The sequence below is a fragment of the Desulfatibacillum alkenivorans DSM 16219 genome (assembly GCF_900142135.1).
Classification (GTDB): domain Bacteria; phylum Desulfobacterota; class Desulfobacteria; order Desulfobacterales; family Desulfatibacillaceae; genus Desulfatibacillum; species Desulfatibacillum alkenivorans.
Map to the genome: position 1 here is coordinate 45,059 of NZ_FQZU01000016.1, position 19,456 is coordinate 64,514.

General features: G+C 55.6%; 16 protein-coding genes. 10 read left to right on the forward strand and 6 right to left on the reverse strand.

All coding sequences use genetic code 11. The features are described from left to right. The first annotated feature begins 86 nt into the window (after positions 1-86). The 9 genes from BUE18_RS13760 (at position 87) to BUE18_RS28635 (ending at position 9,003) form a co-directional block, all read left to right on the forward strand. Positions 87-641 carry an RNA polymerase sigma factor gene (locus BUE18_RS13760; RefSeq protein WP_073476626.1) on the forward strand — a complete coding sequence of 185 codons (555 nt, stop codon included), beginning with the start codon at positions 87-89 and terminating at the stop codon, positions 639-641. 2 nt (positions 642-643) lie between these two features. Next, a complete protein-coding gene (locus tag BUE18_RS13765; RefSeq protein WP_073476627.1) occupies positions 644-1,153 on the forward strand; it encodes a hypothetical protein in 510 nt (169 codons plus the stop codon). After that, positions 1,131-1,628: a type II secretion system protein gene (locus tag BUE18_RS13770; RefSeq protein ID WP_073476629.1), complete on the forward strand. Its 498-nt coding sequence runs from the start codon at positions 1,131-1,133 to the stop codon at positions 1,626-1,628. Before BUE18_RS13765 ends, BUE18_RS13770 begins: the two co-directional genes overlap by 23 nt. Next, complete coding sequence (locus tag BUE18_RS13775) at positions 1,625-2,062, forward strand: type II secretion system protein (RefSeq protein WP_073476631.1); 438 nt, start codon at positions 1,625-1,627, stop codon at positions 2,060-2,062. Before BUE18_RS13770 ends, BUE18_RS13775 begins: the two co-directional genes overlap by 4 nt. A 33-nt stretch (positions 2,063-2,095) precedes the next feature. Then, positions 2,096-5,599: a CFI-box-CTERM domain-containing protein gene (locus tag BUE18_RS13780; protein WP_073476633.1), complete on the forward strand. Its 3,504-nt coding sequence runs from the start codon at positions 2,096-2,098 to the stop codon at positions 5,597-5,599. Between the two features lie 162 nt (positions 5,600-5,761). Continuing rightward, positions 5,762-6,376: a phosphatase PAP2 family protein gene (locus BUE18_RS13785; RefSeq protein WP_170868367.1), complete on the forward strand. Its 615-nt coding sequence runs from the start codon at positions 5,762-5,764 to the stop codon at positions 6,374-6,376. 9 nt (positions 6,377-6,385) lie between these two features. Next, positions 6,386-7,228: a prolipoprotein diacylglyceryl transferase family protein gene (locus BUE18_RS13790; RefSeq protein WP_073476636.1), complete on the forward strand. Its 843-nt coding sequence runs from the start codon at positions 6,386-6,388 to the stop codon at positions 7,226-7,228. A 264-nt stretch (positions 7,229-7,492) separates the two neighbouring features. Further along, positions 7,493-7,978 carry an AMP-binding protein gene (locus BUE18_RS28630; protein WP_083611016.1) on the forward strand — a complete coding sequence of 162 codons (486 nt, stop codon included), beginning with the start codon at positions 7,493-7,495 and terminating at the stop codon, positions 7,976-7,978. 5 nt (positions 7,979-7,983) lie between these two features. Continuing rightward, a complete protein-coding gene (locus BUE18_RS28635) occupies positions 7,984-9,003 on the forward strand; it encodes a class I adenylate-forming enzyme family protein (RefSeq protein ID WP_280173698.1) in 1,020 nt (339 codons plus the stop codon). Positions 9,004-9,302: 299 nt separating this feature from the next. Here the strand turns inward: BUE18_RS28635 and BUE18_RS13800 are convergent, their stop codons facing one another. From BUE18_RS13800 to BUE18_RS13815, 4 genes are all read right to left on the reverse strand, one after another. Further along, complete coding sequence (locus BUE18_RS13800) at positions 9,303-10,712, reverse strand: efflux transporter outer membrane subunit (RefSeq protein ID WP_073476637.1); 1,410 nt, start codon at positions 10,710-10,712, stop codon at positions 9,303-9,305. Positions 10,713-10,717: 5 nt separating this feature from the next. After that, on the reverse strand, positions 10,718-13,912 hold the full coding sequence (locus BUE18_RS13805) for an efflux RND transporter permease subunit (RefSeq protein WP_073476639.1): 3,195 nt from the start codon (positions 13,910-13,912) through the stop codon (positions 10,718-10,720). 12 nt (positions 13,913-13,924) lie between these two features. Further along, positions 13,925-15,262, reverse strand: a complete 1,338-nt coding sequence (locus BUE18_RS13810) for an efflux RND transporter periplasmic adaptor subunit (RefSeq protein ID WP_073476641.1) — start codon at positions 15,260-15,262, stop codon at positions 13,925-13,927. Between the two features lie 74 nt (positions 15,263-15,336). Next, the gene (locus BUE18_RS13815) at positions 15,337-15,960 is read right to left on the reverse strand and encodes a TetR/AcrR family transcriptional regulator (RefSeq protein WP_073476643.1); all 624 of its coding nucleotides are present in this window, start codon (positions 15,958-15,960) and stop codon (positions 15,337-15,339) included. A gap of 579 nt (positions 15,961-16,539) precedes the next feature. On the opposite strand from BUE18_RS13815, the gene BUE18_RS13820 reads away from it, so the two are divergent. Then, positions 16,540-17,745, forward strand: a complete 1,206-nt coding sequence (locus BUE18_RS13820; RefSeq protein ID WP_073476644.1) for a P-loop NTPase — start codon at positions 16,540-16,542, stop codon at positions 17,743-17,745. Between the two features lie 156 nt (positions 17,746-17,901). On the opposite strand, the gene BUE18_RS13825 is transcribed toward BUE18_RS13820, so the two are convergent. Together BUE18_RS13825 and BUE18_RS13830 are read right to left on the reverse strand one after the other, a co-directional pair. Next, positions 17,902-18,297, reverse strand: a complete 396-nt coding sequence (locus tag BUE18_RS13825; RefSeq protein ID WP_073476646.1) for a DUF8058 family membrane protein — start codon at positions 18,295-18,297, stop codon at positions 17,902-17,904. A gap of 38 nt (positions 18,298-18,335) precedes the next feature. Beyond that, positions 18,336-19,454: an acyl-CoA dehydrogenase family protein gene (locus tag BUE18_RS13830; protein WP_073476648.1), complete on the reverse strand. Its 1,119-nt coding sequence runs from the start codon at positions 19,452-19,454 to the stop codon at positions 18,336-18,338. Between the last annotated feature and the right edge of the window lie 2 nt (positions 19,455-19,456).

Sequence of the window (19,456 nt, forward strand, 5' to 3'; positions counted from 1 at the left end):
TATTTGTGACTTTTTTTCCTTAAGGGGAGTAAATCAGGTAAAGGCTTGGGCTCCCCTGCGTAACGCCGGACCGTGACGGGGGAACCATGGACCAGGAAGAGGAAAGACAGGCCGTTTTGGATGTCAAAGCGGGCGCCGTAGATCGCTTCGCCTTCTTGGTGGACGCGCACAAAGGGGCGCTGTTCAACCTGGCTTGGCGCATGACCGGCAGCCGCTCCGACGCCGAAGACCTTGTTCAGGAAATATTTGTGCGGGCTTTTCGCAATCTTGGATCCTTTGACTCTGAAAAGCGTTTTTTCCCATGGTTATACACCATCGGAATCAACCTGATCCGCAGCCGTCTTAAATCTGTTTCCAAGAGGCGCCGGGTTTTGCAGGACCAGGAAAAGGAAGGGTCGCAAGAAGCCAGCCCCGAGGACGCCTTTTTGGAAAAGGAAAGGGCCGACCAGGTGCAGGCCGCTTTGCTGAAATTAAACACGGGGCAGCGCGAAGCCTTGCTTTTACGCTATTCTCAAGGCCTGACATATGATGAGATTGCGGTTATTTTACGCATCTCCAACAGCGCTGCAAAAATGCGGGCGGCCCGAGGGCTGGACCGCTTGCGTTCCATTTTACCGGAAACCTTGTTGGACAAAGGCTGATCATGAAACCGAAGGACGAAACGATAAAGCAATGGATTAAAGACCTTAAACAAGAGGATCCGCCGGAGGACCTGACCCGGCATGTCATGGATCAAATTACGGCCGGGCCTGTAAATTCCCCTCCGCTGACGCTGGCCTGGGTCTTCTTTGTCACGGGTTTTTTCTTCTTTTGCCTGTTTGCGGTTTTGGCCGCCGGAGTTCGCTACTGGGCTCTGCAGGGAGTGGGCCTGGAGGGCTTGAATCTGGCCCGCAACGCCTCGTTTATGGTTTCCCTTTTTATGGGGGCGGCCGGGTGCGGTTTAGTCCGCGGAGGGAGAATCGGAATCAGAACCGCCTATGCAGTGGGCTTGATCACGGGCTCAGGATGCATCCTGTCTTCCGTGGGCCTGTCCTTAAAATTGGCTGACCTGTCCGCCGCACTTGCTGTTTTGGGATATGGAGCTTGCGGGGCGGCCATTGCTCTTATTTTACTGAAGGAGTTACGGCGTAATGAGTATCACGGATATCAATAAGACGGCCCGGACTCCAGGCTCCCAGCATGGATTCACGCTTTTGGAACTGGTGAGCGTCCTGTTGATAATAGGCATTCTCTCTGCAGTGGTTATCACCCGGGCCAGCATGTCATTGGACGTCACCATGGTGGCCGAGGCGGAGGCGCTCAAGGCTCAACTGCGCTACGCCCAGAGAAGGTCCATGACAGGCGGCGATCCCTGGGGAATCAATATTAGCGGCAACTCTTACTCCATGTTCTATTATGATGGAACTCGCAACACGGTTTCCATGCCGGGGGCGACCAGTGCTTCCCGCAATTTAGGCTCGTTAGGGATAAGCGTGACCGGCGCCATTGTCAGTTTTGACTCCTGGGGCAGGCCTTGCACAGGCGACTCAGGAACCTCGCCGCGCACCAGCGACCTCACCCTGACCGTATCCAAAGGCAGTGTGTCCCGGACAATAACCGTTACAAAAAATACGGGGTTCATACCATGAAATGCTTAATCTTTAAAAATTCCAGCGGCTTTTCTCTCCTGGAGATCATTGTGACGCTGACGGTCGCCGCCGTCCTGGCCACCGTGCTTATTGCATTCACGGGGACCGCAGTCCAGCGCGCCGGCGAGCCGGCCGCCCGTTTGAGCGACATATACGGCCTGCAGCAGGTCATGGAAAACATCACCGGGTATTACGTGGACGTAGCCCATGGAGAGGACGCCCTGTCCAGGCTGTACAACGCCATCGAAAGCGAGGACACGGATCCTTCCACCGGTTTCGGCGCTTACAAATCCTCCAAGTCCTGGGTGTATTACAATGCCAGCCGCGAGGAAGTCACGTCCAGCGCGCAAACCAGTGACACCATGCTCAAAATCGTTCTGGAGCCTGTGGCCGGAGAATCCACTATCAAACTCACGGCCTTTTTTGTGAGATAAGCAGGCCCCGCGCCTATTCATTGGAGATTATCCATGAGAAGACATACAAAAAACAGCGGGTTTACTTTGGTTGAAATGATCGCCGTTCTGGTGATTGTGGGAGTTCTGGCCGCCGTTGCGGGCATGGGTATCGTCAAAGCCGCGCAAGCCTTTGCGTTCAACAGCGAGGCGACGGCGCTCTCGCAAAAGGCGGAGCTCGCCATGGACCGCCTGCGCCGGTCTTTGGAAAACCTGACGGACATTTCCTCGGCCACGTCCAGTTCCATCGGCGTTTCGCGTTTGAGCGGCGAAACCATTGTCACCGAACGCTATTATGTCAGCGGAAGCGACTTGATGCTTACCAGCTCGGAAAGCGGCGCCGGGACCAACACCCTCACGGATCTGGTCGACTCTTTCAGCCTGTCCTACAAAATGGCCGACGACTCGGCGTGGAGCTTCGGCTCCAATCTCGAAGACCTCGCACGCATCGAGTTCACCCTCACCATGGAAGGCCCAAACGGGACAAGCATGTCCTTCGCCAATTATGTGGTGCCCAGAAATACATATATTCCGGACATCCAAAGGCGCTATTATCCGGCGGGCTCCACCACAGGTTCCGCCCCGGGATGTTTTGTGGCCACAGCGGCCTTTGGAAGCGATTCCGATTCCCGGGTTTTCGCCTTAACCCAATTCCGGGATCAATACCTGACCCAATACAGCCTGGGCCGCTGGTTTTTGGATTTTTACAATGAGAACGGTCCGGGAATGGCCCAAACGCTTCACTCTCATTATTGGCTGAAATCCCTGGTGCGGCTGTTGCTTCTCCCTGCGGCGGGATTCGCCTTCCTGGCCATGTACTTTCCCTTGGGGTTTGTTTTAATCGGCGCCATGGCCTGGCTGCTGTCCCGGTTGGTCATTGCGGCCCGAAACGAGCGCAGGAAAGCGGGCGCGGCCCCTGCAGGCGCCTCGGGCGCGGTGCTTTTAAGCCTGGTGATCGCCATGGTGGTCATGGCCGCCATCGGGGCGGGCATGGTATCCATGTACAGCGCCTCCAATACTTCTTCCGCGGCCACCCCCTTTACCGCCAGGGCGCACTATATCGCCGAATCCGGACTTCGTTACGCCGGCTGGATTCTGGAAGACAACCTGAACGACGACACCTTCATCACGACCGATTTGCACAAAAAAAGTTTTGCCGTGGATGACGACTCCTTTTATCTGGAAATCCTTACCTACTGGTACGACATAGGAACCTCCACAACGCCGTCTTCCAACCTCAGCGCTTCCGCTTGGGGCGGGCTGCCTAAAAAAGTGCTGACAATCCCCGATGACGCCGGAGGATTCCTTACCGTGGAAAAATCCGACGGATCCTCGGAACTGGTCAGGTACAACAGCATAACCGTTAACGCCGCATCGGACGATATTGGTTTTAGCCTTACTTCAACGCCTTCCGGGACATATAAAAGCCGCGGCCGCATTTTGCCTGCGGCCAAGATTCCATCAGCGGGGACCATCCGGGCGGCGAATTTAGGCGATTCATCCGGCGATAGCCTGGAAATCGACCTGGACTCTCTTGCCGGCGAAAACGACACCTTCCTTTTCCCGAAAATGATGGGCATCATCACCGTGACCGATGCATCAAACAAAGATTGGTACATCATGTACGATTCGGTGGATTATGACAGCGACAAGCTGGTGGGGATAAGAAACTGTCCCGGCAGGACGGCGCTGCCCTCCGGAGGGATTACCGTAAATGCAGGGACTCCGGTCCAGTTGGAGCGCTACGCCATGTTCGTCTCCACCGGAATCGCCGGCGAGGCGGGGTTTCAAGCGCAAGACACCATCAGTAGAAGTCAGTCCATGGGAACTGTGAGCATGTACCGGGGCGTGGAAGGCGGCATAGACTTTAACGATCCCAATGACATCAACAAGGTCGATCCCGTTTTAGGCTCTGCGGCCATTGAAGACGGGGCAATCAAGATTACAGGAACCGAGCAGACTTATTCTTACACCGAACCCGTTGTTTACCAGCAGGAAAGCCTCATCGCCGTAGACTGGCAGGACGAACTCATCGATACTTTGAACCTGGAGGATATCTGGAACAGGTCCTCAAGATTGCTCAGCTACGATCTCCAGGTAAAGGTCAAATTCACCGAAAACCAGGACGACCTGACGCCGCCTTACGTCAATGTGCCCGGAAGCTACATGCCCGGCCTGTCCTTCAGGACGTATTGCAGCGGGGGACAATGCAACTACTACGGCCTATCCTTTATGCGGGGCGTTCAAGGGAGGACTGAGGTCTCTTCCGGCGGCGACGGATGCGGCGGCGGCGACTCCACGTATGAAGAGGATGACGACATTGCGGACGGCTTCTTTTCGGAGCATGGGAGCAACACCTCCATATCCGTTTGCGGCGACACCTACTCCAGCTGGAACGACTACGCGCCCAAGGACGGCGTCCCCTATCTTATGTTCTGGCAAAAATACCTGGACCCGGACGACGACTCGGGCAGCGGGTGCGGGGGAGGAGAAGAGTCTCTCTTTGATTGGATTTCCTACGTGCAATTGGTGGATGTGGAGGAAGTGAGCGTCTACTATTATGAGCCGGTTACTTGTTGGGGGGAGTGGAATTGGCATGGTATAATCCTTCGTTTCGACGAATATGATGTAAATTGGGCAGGGGGATGGTACGAAGGAGAAATTCCCGGCGACTCGAGGAATTCGCGCCTGTATTTATGCTCTGATAGATGGAGCAGGCAATGGGCGCGCCAGGGCCCCTATACCGCCTGGAAACTTACGGACAAGTACGGCTTGTTCCGCACCAGCACCGTGGAAGGCGTCACCGTACTGGGCATCCCGGGCGGCGCCATTGTGCGCAATCCTGCAACGGTCAGCGCAAATTCCTCCACGACGGGAAGCCCCGTGCCTAATGTGGCATACATAGTCGATCCCGAATCTGTCAACGATTCGTATCAACAATCCAAGGGCACCAACAACTACCGCATCTATCCCAAGGAGTGGGCTACGCTCATGGTGCGGATTATTGAAATGCAGGGGGACTTTGACTGCGACGGCGCGGATGACAACCGGGTTAACGCCGTGGCCATGTACGCGGCGTCTCCGGACGCCAACGGATCGAATGCCTCATCAGACGATAAGGACGGCAATAGGGTCGCTTATGCAAGAAATTCGCCTGTCAAATGGCCCGAGGATTCGGAGTATTTTACGTTGGGCGTCATGGGGTCACGCCATTACACCAGCAAGGAGATTACCGCGCCCAGGGGGTGCGGCGATGATTACGACATTGTCAGACTGGCAGGCAGGGGCCAGGACAGCGAAGGCGACTATGTGGTGACCTATTCCGGAACCTTCACTACGGAAGATTACGACTTTACCTCTAATGTGGAGGAAGTGGAGTTCGGCCTCCACACATTGGGAATTGACGCAACGGCGGACTCTAACGGAAACCCAACGGAGACCTGTTACTTCGACGATCTGTACTGGTCATTCTGGGAGGGCGGAGCCACGGGAGTCATGCCCGGCGTGCAGCAGCAATAAAGAGTGAGAGCCGCACCGCTCCTGCTGGAAACGCCTTTGCCGGACGGTGCGGCTATTGAAAAACCGCCTCCTGTCATATTAGATTCGCCTGACGAACGTTTTTCGCTTTGCAAACGCGCTGAATGGATTTCGAGAGACCCGGGGTTGAGCTTGGATTATATCTTGGTTAAAAAACCGCGTTGTTTTTTGGTTTATTATTTATACTGGGTCCCATACACCCTGGTCTACGAAGCTACCAACCGTTTCCTCTTGTTCCCTCCCATTGAACTTGAATTCACATGGCTGGATGCACATCTGCCTTTTGTTTCCTTTCTTGTGCCCGTTTATGTAAGCTACCTTTTGTTCGGCTGTCTGATACTGGCGAACTCCAAAGATAACCGGGAGTTGAACGACCTGTTTTACCTGACCCACTTCCAGTTGCTGGTGTGCGCTTTGTTTTTCGTGTTTTTTCCGGTTTCGTTTCCCAGGCACGAGTATTACGCCGGCTCGGCGTTCACGAAAGCATTCCTTGATTTTTGGCTGTGGTTCGACGCTCCCAACAATTGCTTTCCCAGCCTGCATACGGCCAACTGCGCCCTGGCCATTCACTATAGCCTGGGTAAAAAACGGCAGTGGTTGTTTTGCATCTGGGGAGGGTTGATTATTGTTTCCACGGTCTTGTGCAAGCAGCATTATATCGTGGATCTGGCGGCCGGGTTATGCGTTTATCTCTTATCCATTCGATTTAAAGAGTGGGTCCTGGACCCTTGGAAAAGCGCCGCCGGGGCCGTTGCCTAAGGAGAGGGTATGTATCCCCAGATACACATTGGCACAGGGTATGTCAGTTCCTACAACGTCGCTCTATTAACGGCAGTCCTGTGCGGATGGGCCGCCTACGTGCTGGGGGACTACCGCTTGTGGGAGGCGTCCACTCCTTTGGCCAGGGTCAGGAAATTGCTGGGCCTGTCCCTGGCGTTTTGGGTTGTTGGCTTGCTCTGCCTTCAGGCGACCGTTTATTTCCATTTTATTTTTGACAACATATCCGACAAGGTTTGGGACAAACTGTCCATGGCGGATATTGTATTCGCCAATCCTTTAAAAACCATCAAAGTGCTTTACGGGCTTATTTTCGCCTTTCCCCTGGGAATTTTTTTGGTCTCCCTGGTGGACCGGAGCGAACGCTTTTATGACCTGCTGAACAAAAAAACCTTTATCATTTTCCTGGTGCTGGGGTTCGCCAGGGTGGGGTGCTTTTTAAACGGGTGCTGCTACGGCGTATGTTCCGAAACCTTCGGCGTCCGCTTCCCCATGAATTCCGTGGCGGCCTGGGAGCACCTGAGGCGCGGCCTCACAAAAGGCTTTGTGGCCCCTCCCTCCCTGCCGGTCATTCCCACACAGGCGATCAGCGCTGTTTTTCTCTTCGCCCTGGCTTTTTTCGCTTTACGCGCCTCCTTAAAAAATAAATCCCACGTGTTTTTTCACTATGTTTTTTATTATGCAATATTCCGTTTTTTCATTGAATTTTTAAGGGCCGACATTGACAGGGCATACTACGGCCCGTTATCCGCCTCCCAGTGGATTTCCCTTTTTATCTTTCTGCTGTACGGCCTGTGGCGCAGGTTCGGAAGAAAAACTTCATCGACTGTGTAATAAACGCATAGTGCGTGTAAAGGCGAGGAATAGTTGAAAAACTGAATTTTTTGCATTTTTCTTCAAAAAAAGCCTTGCCAAAACCGGTTTTTCAAGGTTAATTTTTCCCCCGGAGACTACTACTGCTCTATTCAGATGGCCTTGACCGTCTTCAAATTTCAACCCCCCAAAATTTTTTGTGTGAGTTCCAAACCGCCTTTAAAAAGGGCGGAGAGTCATAGCCGTAGCATATTATAATCGCACCACTATGTAAGGAGGATTTTCATGCAGATCAACATCGGGAGTTTTCTTACCAAACGCGCCCAGCACAGCCCTAATATGGAAGCCCTGGTTATCGGCGGGCTCCGTTTCACCTATAAGGAGTTGAACGAGCGGTCGAGCCGTCTTGCCAACGCCATGAAGTCCGCAGGGATAGGACCGGGAGACCGGGTGGCTTATCTTGGATTGAATGAAACGGAGTTTTTCGATCTTTATTTCGGCCTGGGAAAGTTGGGCGCCATTCTGGTGCCGGTGAACTTTCGCCTCGCCCCGCCTGAAGTCCTTTATATCATTAACAATTGCGAAGCATCCAAAGTGGTGGTGGGTGCGGATTTTTTCCCGGTGATTGAAGCCATCAAGGGCGATCTTTGCACCAACAGCATTTATGCGCTTGGCGATTCCATCCCGGAATGGGCCCAAAGCTACGATGATTTTCTGGCAACCGGCTCTCCGGATGAGCCCGAGCATGTGGCGGCGATGACGACACCCTGACGATCCTGTACACCTCCGGCACCACGGGCAAGCCCAAGGGCGCCGAACTGACTCACGCGGGTTACTTTCACGAATCGGTCAACCTCCGGGCCACTCTGGGCGACGTAGGAACCAAGATGCTTATGCCGCTGCCTTTGTTCCATATCGGAGCTTTGGCGCCCGTGCCTCATTGCGTGCAGTTTGGAATGACCATGGTTTTCCAGCGGGCCTTTGACCCGGCGGAATTCCTCCAACTGCTCGCCACGGAAAATATCTCCTGGTTCGGTTCCGTGCCTCAGGTGCTCATGTTCCTGCGCTCCGTACCCCAGTTTGAGACCTTTGACTGGAGCAGCATCAGAATGGCCTTGGTCTATGCGGCGCCGGTTCCGGTAACCCTGATTAAGGAATTCGCCGAAAAGGGCATGAACGTGCGTCAGCTTTACGGCATGACCGAGTGCACCGGCCCTGCGGCCGTCATCGATTCGGACAAGGCCATTGTCAAAGCAGGCTCCACCGGCCCGGCCATGTTCCATTGCGACATCAAACTGGTGGACGACAAAGGCGAAGAGGTTCCCACCGGCGAATTGGGCGAACTCCTTCTTTTGACCACGCACCCCATGAAGGGCTATTGGAACAATCCCGAAGCGACGGCGTCGACCATCATTGACGGTTGGATTCATTCAGGCGACATGGCCAAGATGGATGAAGACGGCTACTTGTACATCCTGGACCGGAAAAAAGACATGATCATCTCCGGCGGCGAAAACATCTATCCCGCGGAAGTGGAGGACACGCTGCTCAGCCATCCCGCCATTGCGGACGTGGGCGTCATCGGCGTGGAGGATGAAAAATGGGGCGAGGCGGTCAAGGCCGTCATCGTTTTGAACAAGGAGCAAAGCCTGACCCAGGATGAGCTCATTGAATGGTGCCGCGACAAGCTGGCCCGGTTCAAGACTCCCAAGCAGGTGGTGTTCGCCGAGGAAATCCCCAGGACTCCCACCGGCAAGATCCTCAAACGCATCCTCAGGGATCAGTACAACCAATAATGCCAAGTTGCATCAAGACAGGATTTCGGGGACACGATACTTATCTCCAGGGGCTTGCACAGTGAGTGGCATGACTGCCGGGGAGATAAGTTCATGTCTCCGGAAATCCCGCGCGTCGTTTGAACTCGCGTCAACCCGGAAAGAGCGTGATCCAGGCAAGGGCGATCCGCTTTTCAGGATCGTCCGCAAGCCGGGACCCATCGTTCTTTTTGGTTGATTAATTGGGGCTCCAAAAAACAGGCCGGAGAGGAATCATCCTCCCGGCCTGTTTCAGGTAATGCCGATTTATCTTGCAATCGCTATTGGGCGCCGCCCCCCAGAACCGTGTACAGGCGAATCTGATTGGCCAGCTTGGCGATGCGAATGTCGATCAATTGCTGCTGGGCCGCGTACAAGGATCTTTGGGCGTCCAGGACGCTCAGATAGCTGTCGATGCCCTTGTCGTAGCGCACGCCGGCCAGGGTGTAGGACTTGTCCAGGGCTTCCACCAGGGCTTCTCCGGCGGAGAGCTGCTCGCCCACCGTATTTTCCACGGCGATGGCGTCGGCCGTTTCCCGGAATGCGGTCTGGATGGCTTTTTCATACTGCGCCACGGCGATGTCCATGTCCGCCTGCGATACTTTGTAGGCGGAGTAGACCCTGGGGTCGAAAATGGGCACGGAAATCTGGGGCATGAAGCTCCAGGTTCCCTGGCCCGAGCCGAACAGGTCGCTCAGTTCCGCACTGGCGGTTCCCACGGAACCCGTCAAGGCGATGCGCGGGAAGAAAGCCGCCCTGGCCGCGCCGATGTTGGCGTTAGCCGCCTTTAGCTGATGCTCGGCCGCCAGGATGTCGGGCCTGGTGAGCAGGATTTCGGAAGGAATCCCGGCCGATACGCTTTTAAAAGGCTGCACGTTTTCCAGCTTTTGAGGGAACACCCGCTCGGGCAGGGGAACCGTGGTTCCGCTCAAAAGAATCAGGGCGTTTTTGTCCTGGGACACCAGTTGGGTGTACCTGGCTATGTCGCCCCTGGCCGTTTCCACCTGGGTTTGTGCGCGAAGCAGGTCCAGTTCGGAAGCCAGGCCCAGGTCGAATCGGCTTTTAATCAGGTTGTACGCCTCTTTTTGGCTTTGCAGCGTGGATTCCGAAAGTTTCAGATGCTCCTGATCGGCCGCCAGCTTCAAGTAGGCGTTGGCCACTGCGGATATCAGGGCGATTTGCGCGCTGCGCTGCGCCTCCTCGGTCGCAAGGTAGCTTTCCAGGGCGGCGTCTTTCAGGCTTCTGATGCGGCCGAAAAAGTCCGCTTCCCAGGCGGTCACGCCCAGGTCCACCCTGTAGCTATCCGACTCTGTGACCTGGCCGGAGTAGGAGAGATCCGCAGGGGTTTTAGTATGAGACGAAGAGCCGCTGGCGCCCACGGACGGAAACAGCTCCGCCCTCTGGACGCCGTATAGGGCCTGCATCCGTTGCACGTTTAACATGGCCAGCTTAAGGTCCCGGTTATTTTCCAACGCGGTTTGAATGACCACCTGCAAAGCCTGATCCGTTATGAACTCCCGCCATTCCAGGTCCATGGGCTGGGGCCGCTCCGGTTCAGCCTGAACGGCAGCCTGCGCTTCCGGCCAGTCCCGGCTTACCGGAGCTTCGGGCCTGGTGTACTGGGGCTTAAGGGAGCATCCTGCAGCCAGCAGGGTTAGACCGACAACGGGGATTATCAAATATCTTTTCATAATTCCTATCCTTCGGCTGGCGCCGTTTCGGGTTCTTCCTCGTTTGCTTCGGACAATTGAGGCTGAGCCCCAGCCAGTTTTTTTCTGGGGATGAACAGCCTGGCGATGATCACATAAAACAAGGGCGTGAACAAGGTGACCAAAACCGTGCCTGTCACCATGCCGCCGAGCACCGAGGTGCCGATGGCGATCTGGGCGCCGGCTCCGGCGCCATTGGCCAGGAACAAGGGAAGCACGCCAAACCCGAAGGCCAGCGATGTCATGATAATAGGCCTGAACCGCAGCTTGGCGCCTTCCAGGGTGGCCGAAACCAGATCCATGCCTTCCTCCCGTTTGGCCTTGGCGAACTGAACGATCAGAATGGCGTTCTTGGTGGTCAGGCCCAAGGTGGTCAAAAGCCCGATCTGGAAGTACACGTCATTAGGCAGTCCGCGCAAAGTCGTGGCAAACACGCCTCCAATGGCGCCCAAAGGCAATGCCAGCAAAATGGAGATGGGAATGGGCCAGCTTTCGTACAAGGCCGCCAGGCAGAGGAAGATCGCCAGAATGGAAAAGGCGTACAAGAGGCCGGTCTGAGAGCTCGCCATCCGCTCCTGGTACGAAATGCCCGTCCAGTCGTATCCAAAGCCCTGAGGCAGCATGTCCATGATTTCCTCCATGGCTGCCATGGCTTCGCCCGAGCTCCTGCCCGGCGCCGCTTCCCCCTGAAAGTTGATGGAGGGAAAGCCGTTATACCGCTGAAGCTGCTGGGCGCCTTCGGTCCAGCGTCCCGTGGCCACCGAGGAGTACGGAACCATGGTCCCGGAATTGCCCCGGAAGTAGAGCTTGTTCAAGTCCTCCGGCAGCATGCGGTGGGGAGCGTCAGCCTGAATATAAACACGCTTGACGCGGCCCGCCTGGATAAAGTCATTTACGTAAGCGCTTCCAAAAGCGGCGGAAACGGAGCTGTGAATGACCGACAGGGGCACTCCCAGCGTTCCCGCTTTTTCCCAGTCCACGTCCACCCGGTATTCCGCCTGGTCAGGAATAGCGTTGGGCCGCACATTGGCCAAGCGGTTGTCCTGGGACGCGATGCCCAGCAACTGATATTCCGCAGCAACCAGCGCTGCATGACCCAGGCCGCTGCGATCCTGCAACTGGAAGTCAAAGCCCTTGGCATGGCCCAGTTCGGACACGGCGGGCGGCGTAAACGCGTAAGCGCGGGCGTTTCGGATCTGCATGAAACGGCCCATGGCCCTGCCCGCCACGGCGTCCGCCTTCAAATCAGGCCGAAGCCTGAGGTCCCAATCCTTCAACTTGATAAAGGCAAGTCCGTTGTTTTGCCCCATGCCGGCGAAGCTCATGCCTGAAAGCGTCAGAACGGATTTGACGGCTTCTTTTTCCTGTTCCAGGAAGTAATCCTGGATTTCAGCCAAAATTTCGTCCGTCTGCTCCATGGTGGACCCGGTGGGCAATTGCACCATAGCCAGTACGATTCCCTGGTCTTCATTGGGCAGATAAGCCGTAGGCATTTGCTGGAAGAAATGAACGAAAGCAAACACGATTCCAATGAAGCATAGCATGAAAACCACTTTAAACCTGAGAATGGCCCCCACCATCATTAAATAGACGTCGCGGACCCAGTTGAAGCCCTTATTGAAAAGAGCCACAAAGGCGCGAAGCGGAGTAAAAGTTCTTTTACCCTTCCGGGTTTGATGCCCCTCCTTAAGCAGGGAGGCGCAAAGCACCGGGGTTAGAATCAAAGCCACAACCACGGAAAGCAGCATGGCCGAGATAATGGTCAGGGAGAACTGGCGGTAGATGACGCCCGTGGCGCCGCCGAAAAAAGCCATGGGGCCGAACACGGCGGAAAGCACCAGGCCGATGCCGATCAGGGCGCTGGTGATTTCGTGCATGGACTTGCGGGTGGCCTCCTTGGGCGGCAGGCCCTCCTCCTCCATGATGCGCTCCACGTTTTCCACGACCACGATGGCGTCGTCCACCAACAGGCCGATGGCCAAAACCATGGCGAACATTGTCAGCATGTTGATGGAAAAGCCGAACAAACCCAGCACGCCGAAGGTGCCCAGCAAAACCACGGGCACGGCGATGGTGGGGATGAGTGTGGCCCGGAAGCTCCCCAAGAACAGGAGCATGACCAAAAACACCAGGAGGACCGCTTCGAACAGGGTCTTGACCACTTCATGGATGGCCACCCGCACAAAGGGCGTGGTGTCGTAAGGGTAGGTCACCTTTAAGCCGGGCGGAAAGTACTTTTCCATTTCCGCAAGTTTGTCCCGGACGTTCTGAGCGGTCTCCAGCGCGTTGGCGCCCGCAGCCTGGCGAATGGCCAGGGCCGCCGAAGGCTGGCCGTTGAACAAGGGCTTGACCGCGTAGCTTTCCGACCCCAGTTCGGTCCTGGCAACGTCTCCGACTTTGATGACCGAGCCGTCCGGATTGTTCCTGATGGGAATGGCTGCAAACTGCGCGGGCGTTTGCAAAAGGTTTTGCACGACAATGGAGGCGTTCATTTTCTGGCCTTCCACAGCCGGCTGGGCTCCGAAGGCTCCGGCGGAAACCTCCACGTTATAAGTCCTCAACGCGGCGATCACGTCCTGAACGGTCAGCTTGTAGCTGTTCAGCTTTTCCGGGTTGAACCAGATCCGCATGGCGTATTGGGGGCTGAACGCCTCCACCTCGCCGACTCCGGGAACCCTTGCCAAAACCTTTTCCAGGTTGGAGTTCACGTAGTCGGCCAGGTCGCTGTAGTCCATGGAACCGTCTTCGGAAATGATGCCGACGATAATCAGGTAGTTTCGGGTGGACTTGCTGACGCTGACGCCCTGGCTTTGCACCACCTCGGGCAGGCTGGGCATGGCAAGCTGCAATTTGTTCTGCACCTTGGCCCAGGCCATGTCAGGGTCGCTGCCCGGCACAAAGGTCATTTCAATCCTGCCCACGCCTGACGAACTGCTCTCCGCGGACATGTACAGCAGGTTTTCAAAACCAACCATTTTTTGTTCGATGATCTGGACCACCGTGTTTTCCACGGTTTCCGCCGAGGCGCCGGGGTACATCGCTTCGATGGCGATGGACGGCGGTGCGATAGGCGGATACTGGGATATGGGCAGGTTGTAGATTGCCAGCCCGCCCGCCAGCATGATGATAATAGCGATAACCCAGGCGAAAACCGGGCGATCCAGGAAAAAATTTGCTAACATCGTCTTTCTCCTTTAAGCCTCTGGCTGCGCCTTGGGGGCGCCGGCGCCGGCGCCGGTTTTTGCCATATCAGCAACCCTTACAGTCGCTCCCGGGCGGACTTTCTGAGACCCTTCCACAATAACCCGGTCTCCGTCCTGCAGGCCGGAAGTCACAAGCCACTTGTCCCCGATGGCCCTGTCCAGAGTCAGGAGCCGTTGCTCCACGACATTGTCCTTGTTGACCACGTATGCCAAAGGCAGCCCTTTGGGGTTGCGCCGAACCCCGTCCTGGGGCGCCATGATGGCGTCTTTGGCCACGCCCTCCTGGACCACGGCGCGGACGAACATGCCGGGCAAAAGGGTCTGGTCCGGATTGGGGAAGACCATACGCAAGGTGACGGAACCGGTTGTGGGATCCACGGTTACGTCGCGGAACTCCAAGGTTCCTTTATGGGGGTATTCCGTGCCGTCCTCCAGCATCAGGCCGACTTCAGCCTGTCCTTCTCCGTCGGTCACTATTTCGCCGCTCTTGGCCAGCTTGGAAAGCCGCAGGACGTCCAGCGTGGATTGGGGAACGTCCACAAACACCGGGTCGGTCTGCTGGATAGTCGACAGGGCAGTGGGCTGATACGCAGTCACGATAGCGCCTTCCGTCACGGCGGATCTGCCGATGCGGCCGGAAATAGGCGCCGTGATCTGTGTATAGTCCAACTGGATGCGGGCGGTCTTGAGGGCGGCTTCAGCCTGCTTGATGCTCGCCTTGGCAGTGGCCAATGCTTTGCGTTCGCTGTCCACCTGGGCTTTAGCCGCTTCCAGGGTGGCTCGAGCCACTTCCACCTGAGTCACCGCCTGGTCCCGCTCGCTGGCCGAAACGGCCTGCTGTTCATAAGCCTTGGTGAACCTCTCGCCGTTGGTCATAGCCAACTTGTATGACGCCTCGGCCTGGGCCACGCCGGCCATGGCCGCTTCCAGGGCGGCCTGAGCGCGGTCCGCGGACTTTTTGACGGCGGACAAGTTGGCTTCGGCGTTTTCGTAAGCCGCCTCAAACGGCGCCGGATCGATCTGATACAAGACCTGGCCGGCTTCCACGTCCGCGCCTTCCACAAACAGGCGCTTCTGGATCAGCCCGTTTACCTGGGGCCGGATTTCGGAAATCAAGAAAGGCGAGGTGCGTCCGGGCAATTCCGTGGTGAGCGTGACGGACTGCGGCGAGACCGTAACCACACCCACTTCCGGCGGCGGCATGGCCGCTGCTGATGCAGCAGCGTTCTGAGGTTGTTGCTCGTTGCATCCCAGTACTAAGGATGCAAACAGCAAAAAGGCTAATAAGCCGATCAACCGGTAGGCGTTTTGTTGACGGGGCAATGTCATTGATGTTCTCCCAAATAAAAAAAATGGTTCAAGGGCGCAGACAAGATCATGCGCCCGGCGCGTGGAATATGGATTTAGTCTTGGATAAGCCCTTTAAACAGGATGTTTAAAATCACGTCGGGATCTTCCGGATAGGGATACTGCTCGGGATCTTCTATCCAAGACAATAAAAAAGAGTGCGTAATGTTGTCCAAAGATTTGGCTAAAATATAGGGATCTCCGATGCGCTGGAAGGTTCCTTTTTTCATGCCGCTTTCAAAAACCGCCGCCACATCTTTCATCAAACTGAGGCGTTTTGTCTGGATTTTTAAATCCAGTTCGGTGATGGCGCTGTCCGAAGCCTGTCGAAGCTCTGCATGAAATATGCGTATTTTGGAGGCGTTATTTAGAAAATACGTCCCTTTCGCCCTGACAAGGTTCCGCAATTTTGCAACCTCGTCCACAGGTTCGTCAAGGACTTTGCCTAACTGCCCCATAAATTTTTCCGTCTCTTCGAGCATGGACTCCTGATACAAATCCCCCTTGCTCTTGAAAAAAATGTAAAGGGTGCCTACAGCGAACTCCGCCTGATCGGCGATTTCCTGCATGGAAACGCCGTGATATCCCTTTTCGGAAAACAAGGTGTGGGCCGCCGCCATGATTTCGCGCCTCTGACGCTCCCTTTCCCTTTCTTTCCTGGAAAGCCGTTTTCCCTTCATGTTTCTACCCCTTGAAAAATATTAATTCACGAAAATGAACTTTTCCTCATTTCGTGAATTTAGATTCATAAAATAGAACTAAGCCTCAAATTGTCAAGGAGTTTTTTCTCCACACTAAAATATTAACGCCTCCAACACAATGGTGATTGTCTTGTAACTTTCTTAAGAATAAATTAAATCAAATAGTTACATTGTTTCTATTTTTTATATTTATTGTGGAGAGCACTGCCTGTGTTCCATGCTGCTGTGCGGGGGAACGTTTTTACTCATTTTGTTTTTTGAATCCGAGGAATTCTTGGGCCAATGGCCGTTTTTGTATTACAAGATTTTGGCGCCAGCCTTTTTCTGGATTCATTTTGACGTCAGGATTTTGGCGGACGCCTTGGGATCGGGAGGCAGTTTGCGGCGCCCATAGGGCTTGCAAAAACATAAGATGGAAGACCTTGTATACGCCCGTCAAATGGGCGGCGTCAGCCTCGGCCATGGCATGAACCTTGCTCTGTTTGGAGGGAGGAAATCAGCACGTCCCGCGGCAAATGCGGGGCCGTTTTATACATATTCAAAAAATCAGGAACTTACATGAACAGCGCCTCTATCGATATTTCGGCGGACAAGCTGCGCCAGATGCGTGCTGCCTGCGCTTGTCTGTTTTCACCCCGTCAAGCAAATGACGATGTCTTTTTACGCTCCCTGGACATGGAACAGGTGCGCAAGGCTTTCCGGGAAAAAGCCCGGCATTGCCACCCTGACCTGCATCGGGGGGAATCCAGCCTGGCCGCGGCGCGATGGTCCGAGCAATTCATGAGAGCCCGTCAGGCTTACGAGCTGATTATCGACTGCATTCCCAAGGAGGAGACGGCGGTCCAAAGGCCTCTCCCCAGGATCATCGCCGTGGGCGGAGCCAAGGGCGGCATTGGGAAAAGCATCCTGGCGGCCAACCTGGGCGTGCACTTGGCGCGGATGGGCAGGAAAACCGTTGTGGTGGACCTGGACCTGGGCGGGGCCAATCTGCATTTATACATGGGCATGACCCGAATGCAGCGCAGCATCAACGATTTTTTGGATCGGACCGCCCCAACCCTGGAGAGCATCATGGCCCAGACCAAGCACGGCCCCTGGCTGATCGGCGGGGACAGTTCCCGGCTGGGCGCCGGAAACATTCCGTTCGCGGTCAAGATGCGCCTGATCAAGGCCGTAAAAAACTTGGACGCGGATCACGTTATCCTGGACTTGGGCGGCGATACGTCCTTCAATGTCATGGATTTTTTCCTGTCCGCGGACCGGGGCCTGGTTTTGACCACCTGCGATCCCGCGTCCTACCTGGAGGCCTATAACTTCATCAAGGTAGGGCTTTTCAGGAAGTTGAACCGGATATTCGGGGAGGAAAACCCCGTGCCGGCGAAACGGTACAAGCCCCTGGAGGAGTTGATTCGCACGGCCACCATGCCCAAGGGGGACCAAAAAGCCTGCACGGTGACCGACATCCTGTCCCGGGTGGAGTCCCAGCAGCCGGCCTACGCCCAGGCAGTCAGAAAAGCGGTGTCCGGGTACAGCCCGTTTTTGGCCATCAACCGGGAAAATCGGCCCGCCAAGACGCAAAACGTGGTGGACAGAATCAGGGAGGTTTCCCGAAAAATGCTGAACATCGACGTCCGGTACTCCGGCTGCCTTCCCAACGGGGAGGAAGTGGAAAACAGCGCACGCTGCCTGGTTCCGGTTCTTTCCCAATGCCCCCACGGCGAGTACAGCAAAGGCGTTCAGGCCCTGGCCGATCAGTTGGCCTGAAATGGGGTCAAATCTACGTTTGACGTTTGAGGAGGTTTTCAGCTCCAGTATGCATTCCCACGCGACAGCCGCGTCGCAAAAAACTACTGCGCGACGCAGGCTGACAGCATGGGAACGAGTTCAAGGCGTTCAGGCCCTGGCCGATCCGTTGGCGGGTTAGGCGCGAAGTCGCAATTTAAATGCCATGGCTGCGCCCAATCCTACGCACCAGGCGTTGATAAACATGTTGGGCAGGGATTCGCCCGGCCCCATGGCGTACATGCCGTTTTGGATGTTGAAGGAAAAATCCAGCAATCCCAGAAAAAGCAGTCCGCCCGCGCTTATCAGGCCCAAGGTTCGGCCCTTTGGCGAGCCTTTCAGCAAAAGGGCTCCCGAGACGATCAGGCCCACGCAAAGCACTCCGTCCGGCAAGGGAAAGGAATGCTCAAAGGCAAAATAGCCGTCCGGCGGGTTTTCAGGCGCCAGCCCGACCGTGAAAAATGCGATCCAAAAACAAATAATTCCCGCGCCGGTAATGATCTGCAGCACAGCCAAGGCCTTTGGTTTTTCCATTTCATCCCCCCGGATTAGGTTGTTGTTTCTGGCTCTATTTAAATCAAAGCCGCTTTCCCCATCATTTTCTGTTTGATTTTGGAGACGTTTCCCGCAATGCGGCCGGAAAAGATCAGGTCGTTCAAGGTTACGGCCAGTTCACTCCCTTCCTCCGGTTTCACGTCTTCTAAAATCGTTTGCGCGACTTCCAAAGCCTTTTTGGACATAAAGCGGAACGCAACCGGAATCATGGCCAGGTCCGGGTCGGGCGTTCCTCTATCTAGCTTTTCCGCTCCGTGCAGGGCCAGGGCGAACAAACCTTTGCACAGGGAAAGGTAAAGCCCCAGGGCTTCCAGCTTTTCATCCGACGGCTTTCCGGCTTTTTTCAGTTGCTCGGCCAGCAATACCCCAATGCGGTCCATGCCGCCGCACACAGGCCCCATCATGAGGATGTCTTCCGTATCCCGAAAGGCTTTGACAATGGCTTCATACCCCTGATTGAAAGGTCCGAGCACGGCGCTTTCAGGAACCTTGCACGCTTCCAGGACGATTCCACCATGGGGCGAAGGCTTGAAAAAGTCCAGGGCCATGTTTTCGCCCACGGTCAGGCCCGGGGTTTCGCGGGGGACCAAAAAGGCGGTAAACTGCTTTTTCTCTTCTTTCTCATCCGTGATTGCGATGACCGCGTACATGCCGGCGATGGGCCCGTTGGTGAGATAGGCTTTTTCCCCCGAGATCATGTAGCTTCCGTCCTGAAGGACCGCCCGGGTTTTCATGTGCTTGGGGTGGGCGCCGGTTTTGGGTTCGGAAATGGAAAGGGACATGGTGATGTCCCCCCGGGCCAGCTTAGGCAGCAAATCCTCTTTTTGCTCCCGGGTTCCCATGTTCATGATAAGAAATCTGGCCGCGGCAAGGTGGAGCATCCACGAAACCGTCAGGCCCAGGCTATGCCCCGCCGCGCCAAGAATACGGCCGCACCGGGCTATGTCGGTGTATCCTCCGCCCTGTCCGCCGAATTCCTGAGGAACTCCAATTCCCAGAATTCCCGCCTCGCCCATGGCCTTCCATATTTCCATGGGGAATTCTTCGGCCTTGTACAGTTGGGCTGGGGCGATGCGATCGGCTGCAAATTTTTCAGCGGCGGCTTCCATTTTACTCACGGCTTCGTCGGTTTTCAAAA